General features: G+C 57.4%; 5 protein-coding genes. 2 read left to right on the top strand and 3 right to left on the bottom strand.

Translation table 11 applies throughout. The features are described 5' to 3' along the window. Window positions 1-466 (top strand): IS630 family transposase (locus tag WCA10_RS16155; protein ID WP_472823542.1); only part of this gene is annotated, 466 nt, incomplete at its 5' end. A 101-nt stretch (window positions 467-567) separates the two neighbouring features. Here the strand turns inward: WCA10_RS16155 and polA are convergent. From polA to rfbF, 3 genes are all read right to left on the bottom strand, one after another. Continuing rightward, window positions 568-3,339 (bottom strand): DNA polymerase I, encoded by a 2,772-nt coding sequence (gene polA / locus WCA10_RS16150; RefSeq protein ID WP_472823541.1) that lies wholly within the window; start codon window positions 3,337-3,339, stop codon window positions 568-570. Between the two features lie 184 nt (window positions 3,340-3,523). After that, window positions 3,524-4,594 carry a CDP-glucose 4,6-dehydratase gene (gene rfbG, locus WCA10_RS16145; RefSeq protein ID WP_472823540.1) on the bottom strand — a complete coding sequence of 357 codons (1,071 nt, stop codon included), beginning with the start codon at window positions 4,592-4,594 and terminating at the stop codon, window positions 3,524-3,526. Continuing rightward, complete coding sequence (gene rfbF / locus WCA10_RS16140) at window positions 4,588-5,358, bottom strand: glucose-1-phosphate cytidylyltransferase (RefSeq protein WP_472823539.1); 771 nt, start codon at window positions 5,356-5,358, stop codon at window positions 4,588-4,590. The genes rfbG and rfbF overlap by 7 nt, the downstream gene beginning before the upstream one ends. A 132-nt stretch (window positions 5,359-5,490) precedes the next feature. Between rfbF and rfbH the strand changes: the two genes are divergently transcribed. Further along, window positions 5,491-6,876, top strand: a complete 1,386-nt coding sequence (rfbH, locus tag WCA10_RS16135; RefSeq protein ID WP_472823538.1) for a lipopolysaccharide biosynthesis protein RfbH — start codon at window positions 5,491-5,493, stop codon at window positions 6,874-6,876. Window positions 6,877-6,907 lie beyond the last annotated feature (31 nt).

Here is a 6,907-nt window from a genome sequence, read left to right as displayed (position 1 = left end):
CCGCTATGGTTGGGCGCCGCGTCCGGAACGAGTGTCGGAAGCGGTTCCGGCAGGCCACTGGCGCACACTGACGGTGCTGGCGGCGCTGACCCTGGATGGCATGCTGGCCAGCATGACCATTGAATCGTCTACCGACGGCGATGTATTTCTGGCTTTTCTGGAACAGGTGCTCGGGCCAAAGTTGCAGCCTGGCCACATTGTCGTCCTCGACAATCTCAGCGCGCACAAGGTGGAGGGAGTGCGTGGACTGATTGAAAGCCGTGGTGCGCAGCTGCTCTATCTGCCGCCCTACTCGCCCGATTTCAATCCCATTGAGCAAGCCTGGTCCAAGCTGAAACAACTCCTGCGAGCTGTGAAGGCCCGCGCGCTCGATCAGCTGGAACCAGCCATCGCGCGCGCCATCGACGCCATCACTCCCCAAAACGCGCAGGCGTTCTTCCGGCACTGCGGTTACGGAGTACAGTAATTATGAAAATGCTCTAGGAGCCCCCGCGTATTGCAGGATCAGGTGGCACGGGCCCCGGCAACAACCCAAAGTAATTCATAGATAACCAGGCTTGAATCTCTCTAAAGATCGCGCCAGTTGGGACCGAATCCCAGGTCGGCAATCAGGGGCACAATGAGCTTGATCACTCCCTCCATCTCACCGCGGACCATTTCTGACACTTCTTCTTTTTCCGCTGCGGGAACCTCAAAAAGCAGTTCGTCGTGAACTTGCAGTACCATGCGGGTTTTCAGCTTGCGCTCGGTTAGCTTCCGATCGAGTGCGATCATCGCCAGCTTGATCAGGTCGGCCGCCGTTCCCTGCAGAGGCGTATTGACGGCGGTGCGCTCGGCAAATCCGCGGGAATTCGGATTCCGGCTCGCGATGTCGGGAATGGGCCGGACGCGTCCGAAGAGTGTGCGCACCGCGCCATCGCGGCGCGTGTCTTCCAGGGTCTTCTCGATAAAAGCCCTCACGCCCCGGTAGCGTGCGAAGTAGCGATCGATGTAGGCCTTTGCTTCGGCCTGGGCAATGCCCAATTGCGCAGCGAGGCCAAAGGGAGAGATCCCGTACACGATTCCGAAATTCACAGCCTTGGCGCGATTGCGCGTCTCCTTGTCCATTGTGTCAGCAGCAACACCGAATACTTCGCTCGCTGTGAGAGTATGGATGTCTTCGTTGTTCTGATAGGCACGCACAAGGAGCGGATCGCCGCTGAAGTGTGCGAGGAGCCGCAGCTCGATCTGCGAGTAGTCTGCGGAGAGAAGTTCCGTGCCGGGTGCAGCGACAAATGCAGCACGGATTTCGCGCCCCAATTCGGTGCGGATTGGGATGTTCTGCAAATTCGGATTAACGGATGAGAGTCGCCCCGTTGCAGTAGCTGCAGCCTGAAAGGTGGTGTGAACGCGCGAGTCGGAATCAACGAGCAGCGGCAACGAGTCGACATAGTTTGATTTGAGCTTGGAAAGATGCCGAAACTCGAGGACGAGCCGCGGAACCTCGCTGGTCTCAGCAAGGTTTTCAAGCACGTCCTGCGCGGTAGAGACAGTCTTGCCCTTGCCATACTTCACCGGCACCGGAAGACCCAAGTTCTTAAAGAGCACTTCGCCGAGTTGCTTGGGCGAGTTGATGTTGAAGCGGCGGCCGGCTAGAGTGAAGATGCGCTCACCGACGCGCTCAAGTTCCTTCCCGAATCGCCTGGAAAGCCCGTCAAGAACTGACGTGTCGATGCGAACCCCGTTCTTTTCCATGCGAAACAGAACCGGCGCGAGAGGCAGGTCTATGTCCTCATAGACTCTTGTGACATTGGAGCGTTCGGCTTCAGTACGAAGATCGGTCACCAGAGCTTGTGTTGCAGCGGCAGCGGCCGGCAGAGAATTTGGTGCGGACTGGTTGTGTCGCGCAGCTACATCGGCCAGGGTCTGCGTGGTGTGCGTCGGATTCAGCGCGTAAGAGAGCAGCATTGAGTCATCGATTTTGCCCCGCAGATTGATCTCAAGACCGCCCAGAACATGCAGCGCGAGCTTTAGATCGTGCACCCGTTTCGGCACGGCTGGATCTTCAAGCAAATCCTTCAGCTCAGGCGTCAGCGGGAGGCAAAGACCTTTGCCGGCTTCGGCACTGACACCGATGCTCGATTCCGTCTTCTTTTCAGCCTCTTCGACAACATCCAGCAGCGACATGGTCTGTGGAACCGGTTGCTCATCGGATTCCGGCTCCACCTCCGTTGGTTCCTTGGCGGCCAAGGCGAATGCAAAGCCGTTTTTGCGAGCCGCTCCGTAAAATTCCGTCTCCTGTTGTTTGGTGGCTTTGTCAATGAGCTCGATCGCGGGCGCAGACGCAGAGGGCGCAAGTTCGCGAAGCATCGACGTGAACTCGAGCTCGCTGAAGAGAATGCGGCAGGCTTCCAGGTCCGGTTCCATCGTCTCCATGGCTTTCAGATCGAGCGGGAGCGGAACATGGCAATCGATGGTGACCAATTCCTTTGAAAGCAACACCGCATCGCGATTCTGTTCCAGCGATTCGCGGTAACTTTTGCGCTTAACCTCTGAAGCACGATCAAGAACAGCTTCCACACTTCCGAATTCGACGATCAGGTCGACACTTCCCTTGTCGCCGATTCCCGGTGCACCCGGAATGTTGTCGACGGTGTCGCCTCGCAAAGCCATGACGTCGACGACCTTTTCCGGAGGGACGCCGAGGACCTCGGTTACTTTAGCGGCATCAAGGATGAGGTTGTCTTTCTGCGGATTCAGCACCTTCACATGCTCAGTAACGAGCTGCATCATGTCCTTGTCGCCGGAGACGATGAAGACTTCGTGACCAAGCTCGGCGGCTTCGCGAGCCAAAGTGCCGATGACATCGTCTGCCTCAAATCCCTGGGCTTCGAGAATCGGAATATGCAGCGCTTCGAGAGAGCGGCGAATGTAAGGGATCTGCCGTCGAAGATCATCGGGCATGGATTCACGCTTTGCCTTGTAGCCCTCATAGCTCACATCTTCGAAGCTCTGCAATTTCGAGTTCCACTTGCGCAGCATTCCCATAGCCTGGGCGCGTTCGTCGCGAAAGACTGCACCGCTGGGATCGAAGACGGCGGCAAAGTAGCGCGGGGTGAAATCCTGGCGCAGCTTCTTGATCATGTTGACGAAGACGTACGTAGCCGCCGTAGGCAGGCCGGACCGCGTCGACATAGGTCTGCTGCGCTGCATCGCATGATATGCGCGAAAGATAAACGACATCGCGTCGAGTAGGAATACGGGCGGCTTTTGCTGATCTGGCACGGTAACGAGTTTACCAGCGACGGCGAAACTGTCCTGCTCCCGCTTTCTGAGTGCCAGGATGCAGAAATCGTTCAAGAAGATTCGATAGCATTTGCAGCCACAGTCGACTTCGGCCGCCGCACGTACAGAAAGGTGAAGGATGCAAATTGCGAGCAGAATAAGAGAGCCGGCCGGATGATGACAACGGTCACAATTTGGTTGGAGAAACCTACGGGATTGGTTGGGATTCCGGCCTCGCCTTCTCTCGGGAAGGTCGAGATTAATGATCCAAGCCTTCGTAAGTTGCGATTTGGGCTTGTGTTCCCAGTGCCATGTTCGCCCCATTATTCCAGCGCCGATACCAATCGAGCGTCCACTCAAATGTGGTCTCGAGATTCAGACGTGGCTGCCATCCCAGAACGGTGCGTGCCTTCTGAGAATCGAGACGCAGAGTGTGAGCTTCATGAACGCTCTCACTCGAATCGTCCGACCATGATGCACCTTCCCCCCACATGGCAGCGAATTTCGTTGCGATTCGCTCAACTTGCCACTCTTCGGCTTCCCTGGGGCCGAAGTTAAAAGCGGAGGCCGCCTCTGTTCGAGCGGCCAGAAGTTGCTCCGCGAGCATGATGTAACCGTGCAGCGGTTCGAGCACATGTTGCCACGGGCGAATTGCCTTGGGATTGCGAATGAGCACAGGCTTGCCCGAACCAAATCCGCGGATCAGGTCGGGAATCAGGCGATCTTCTGACCAGTCACCACCGCCGATCACATTGCCGGCTCGGGCCGTGGCAATCGCTACATGATGTCCGCCGATTCGATCCAAGGGAAAGTACGAATCGCGATAGGCTGCCACCACAATCTCGGCACAAGCTTTGCTGGAGGAATAGGGATCATGCCCCCCGAGCGGGTCGGATTCGCGGTAAGACTGGCCCGTTTCGAGATTCTCATAGCACTTGTCGGTCGTGACGCATACAATGGCTCGAACACTGGCAGACTTCCGCACTGCCTCAAGCAGGTTTGCCGTGCCCATCACGTTTGTGTCGTAGGTGCCGAGCGGATCAGCATAGGAACGGCGCACCAAAGACTGCGCGGCGAGGTGGAAGACGACCTCGGGAGCAAAGCCGGTAAGTGAGGCCTCCAGCTTGGGATAGTCCCGGATGTCGCCGCGAACATCTTCGAGTACATCGGCAACAGAAGCCAGATGAAACAAGTTAGGCTCCGATGGCGGATCGAGAGCGTAGCCTCTGACGTGTGCACCCTTCGCGGCAAGCCATAGAGCAAGCCAACCGCCCTTGAATCCAGTGTGGCCGGTGAGGAAGACGCGGCGCCCCTGCCAGGGCGTCACCATGTCCTCCACGGTGCCTTCCCGCTGGCCCAGAGTTCCTCCAGTCGCTGCTTTTCGCGAAGGGTGTCCATAGGCTGCCAGAAGCCATAGTGGAAGTAGGCCTCCACCTGTTTTCTGGCGGTGAGTCTCTGGATCGCCCCACCTTCAAACGCCGTGGCCTCGTCGGGAATCTCGTTGATTACCGATGGCGAAAGGACGAAGAAACCGCCATTGATCCACCCACCTTCGCCTTTGGGCTTCTCCTGAAAAGCTGTGATTTCGGTCCCCTCGAGGCTAAGGCCGCCGAAGCGGGCAGCGGGATGCACAGCAGTGATGGTGGCCTGTTTGCCGTGCTTCCTGTGAAAGGCGATGGAGGCAGTGATGTCAACGTCGCTCACGCCATCGCCATAGGTCATGCAGAACACCTCTTCGCCCTCCAGGTAGCGAGCGACATTGAGCAAACGTCCGCCTGTGCCGGTGGTTTCACCGGTATCGACGAGGGTCACGCGCCAGGGTTCTGCCACGCTCTGGTGGACCTCCATCTGGTTTCTTTGCATGTCAAAGGTCACGTCGGACATGTGGAGAAAATAGTTCGCGAAATATTCCTTGATGAGATAGCCCTTGTAACCGCAGCAGATGATGAAGTCGTTGATCTGGTGCTGCGAGTAGATTTTGAGTATGTGCCAAAGGATCGGCCGGCCCCCGATTTCGACCATCGGCTTGGGACGAAGAACTGTCTCTTCGCTGAGCCGCGTGCCGAGACCGCCGGCAAGGATAACTGCTTTCATTTCATCCCCTTGCTGCCGATTAACAGACAACTGCACGGCAGGCAGAATACAACTAGGTACGTTGGTGGCTTTCCTTGACTAATACAGTACACTGCGGTGATTCGATTGGGTATGCTTGGGGAGTGGACCCCGATGACTAATGTCAGTGGACAGCTTCGGCAGCAAATTCTAAACCTCACGGCCCAGTATTTTGACGAGGCCTTCCCGGCATCGGAGTTCAAGCCCGGAGTCACGCCCATCCCGGTTTCCGGCAAGGTAATCGACGCGGCCGATGTGAGCGCGGTGGTCGAGTCCGCCCTCGATGCCTGGTTCACCACGGGGCGTTTTGCCGAGGACTTTGAACGAAAACTGGCGCGCTTTGTGGGCGTGCGCAGCGCGTCCCTCGTCAATTCGGGATCATCGGCAAACCTTGTGGCGCTCTCCGCCCTTACTTCGCCTAAGCTGGGCGACCGGCGGCTGAAGCCAGGAGATGAGGTCATCACGGTTGCCGCGGGATTCCCTACCACGATCAATCCGATTATCCAGAACAGGCTCATACCGGTCTTCGTGGATGTGACGCTACCAACCTACGAGATCGATGTGACTCAGCTTGAGTTGGCGCGAAGCAACAAGACGCGCGCCATCATGGTAGCGCACACGCTGGGCAACGCTTTCGATCTGGACGCGGTCTCGGCCTTCGCCAAGAAGCATGACCTGTGGCTGATCGAGGATTGCTGCGACGCCCTCGGGGCGAAATGGAAGGGCAGACATGTGGGCACCTTCGGCGACATCGCCACAGCGAGCTTCTATCCTGCGCACCACATCACCGTGGGTGAAGGCGGAGCCGTGCTCACCGACAAGCCGAATCTGCAACTGCTGATCGAGTCATTCCGCGACTGGGGACGAGACTGCTGGTGCGACCCCGGGAAGGACAACACCTGCGGCAAGAGATTCGAATGGCAACAGGGCACTCTTCCCTGCGGCTATGACCATAAGTACATCTATTCGCATATAGGCTACAACCTGAAAATCACCGACATGCAGGCTGCGCTCGGGTCATCGCAGATCATGAAACTGCCGCACTTCGTCGAGCGGCGAAATGAAAACTTTCGACATCTTTTCAATGCTTTGGAGCCGTTGCAGGATTGCCTTATGCTCCCGCAGGCGACGCCCGGCTCGGACCCGTCGTGGTTCGGATTCCTCATCGGTGTGCGCGAGTCGGCGCCATTCACGCGCCAGGACCTCGTGCGCGCCTTGGAGGCGAAAAAGATTGGGACACGGCTCTTGTTTGGGGGGAACCTGCTTCGGCAGCCCGCTTACGAGGAAAGCGAATACAGAATCGTCGGCGACCTGAAGAACACGGAATTCATCATGAACAACGTGTTCTGGGTCGGCGTCTATCCCGGATTGACCGCGGAGATGCTGGATTACCTCGCTGAAACGATGCACGAATTTGTCGCTATACAGAAAACCGCCTTATTCAAACAAGTTGTCGGCGCCGCTACTGGAAGGCTGCATGCGCTTGACGAGAACAACTGATCCCTTATGTTGGGAAAGGCCGGATCGATGA

The organism is Occallatibacter sp. (assembly GCF_049582745.1).
Lineage (GTDB): Bacteria > Acidobacteriota > Terriglobia > Terriglobales > Acidobacteriaceae > Telmatobacter.
This window is presented reverse-complemented; position numbering and strand designations above follow the sequence as displayed.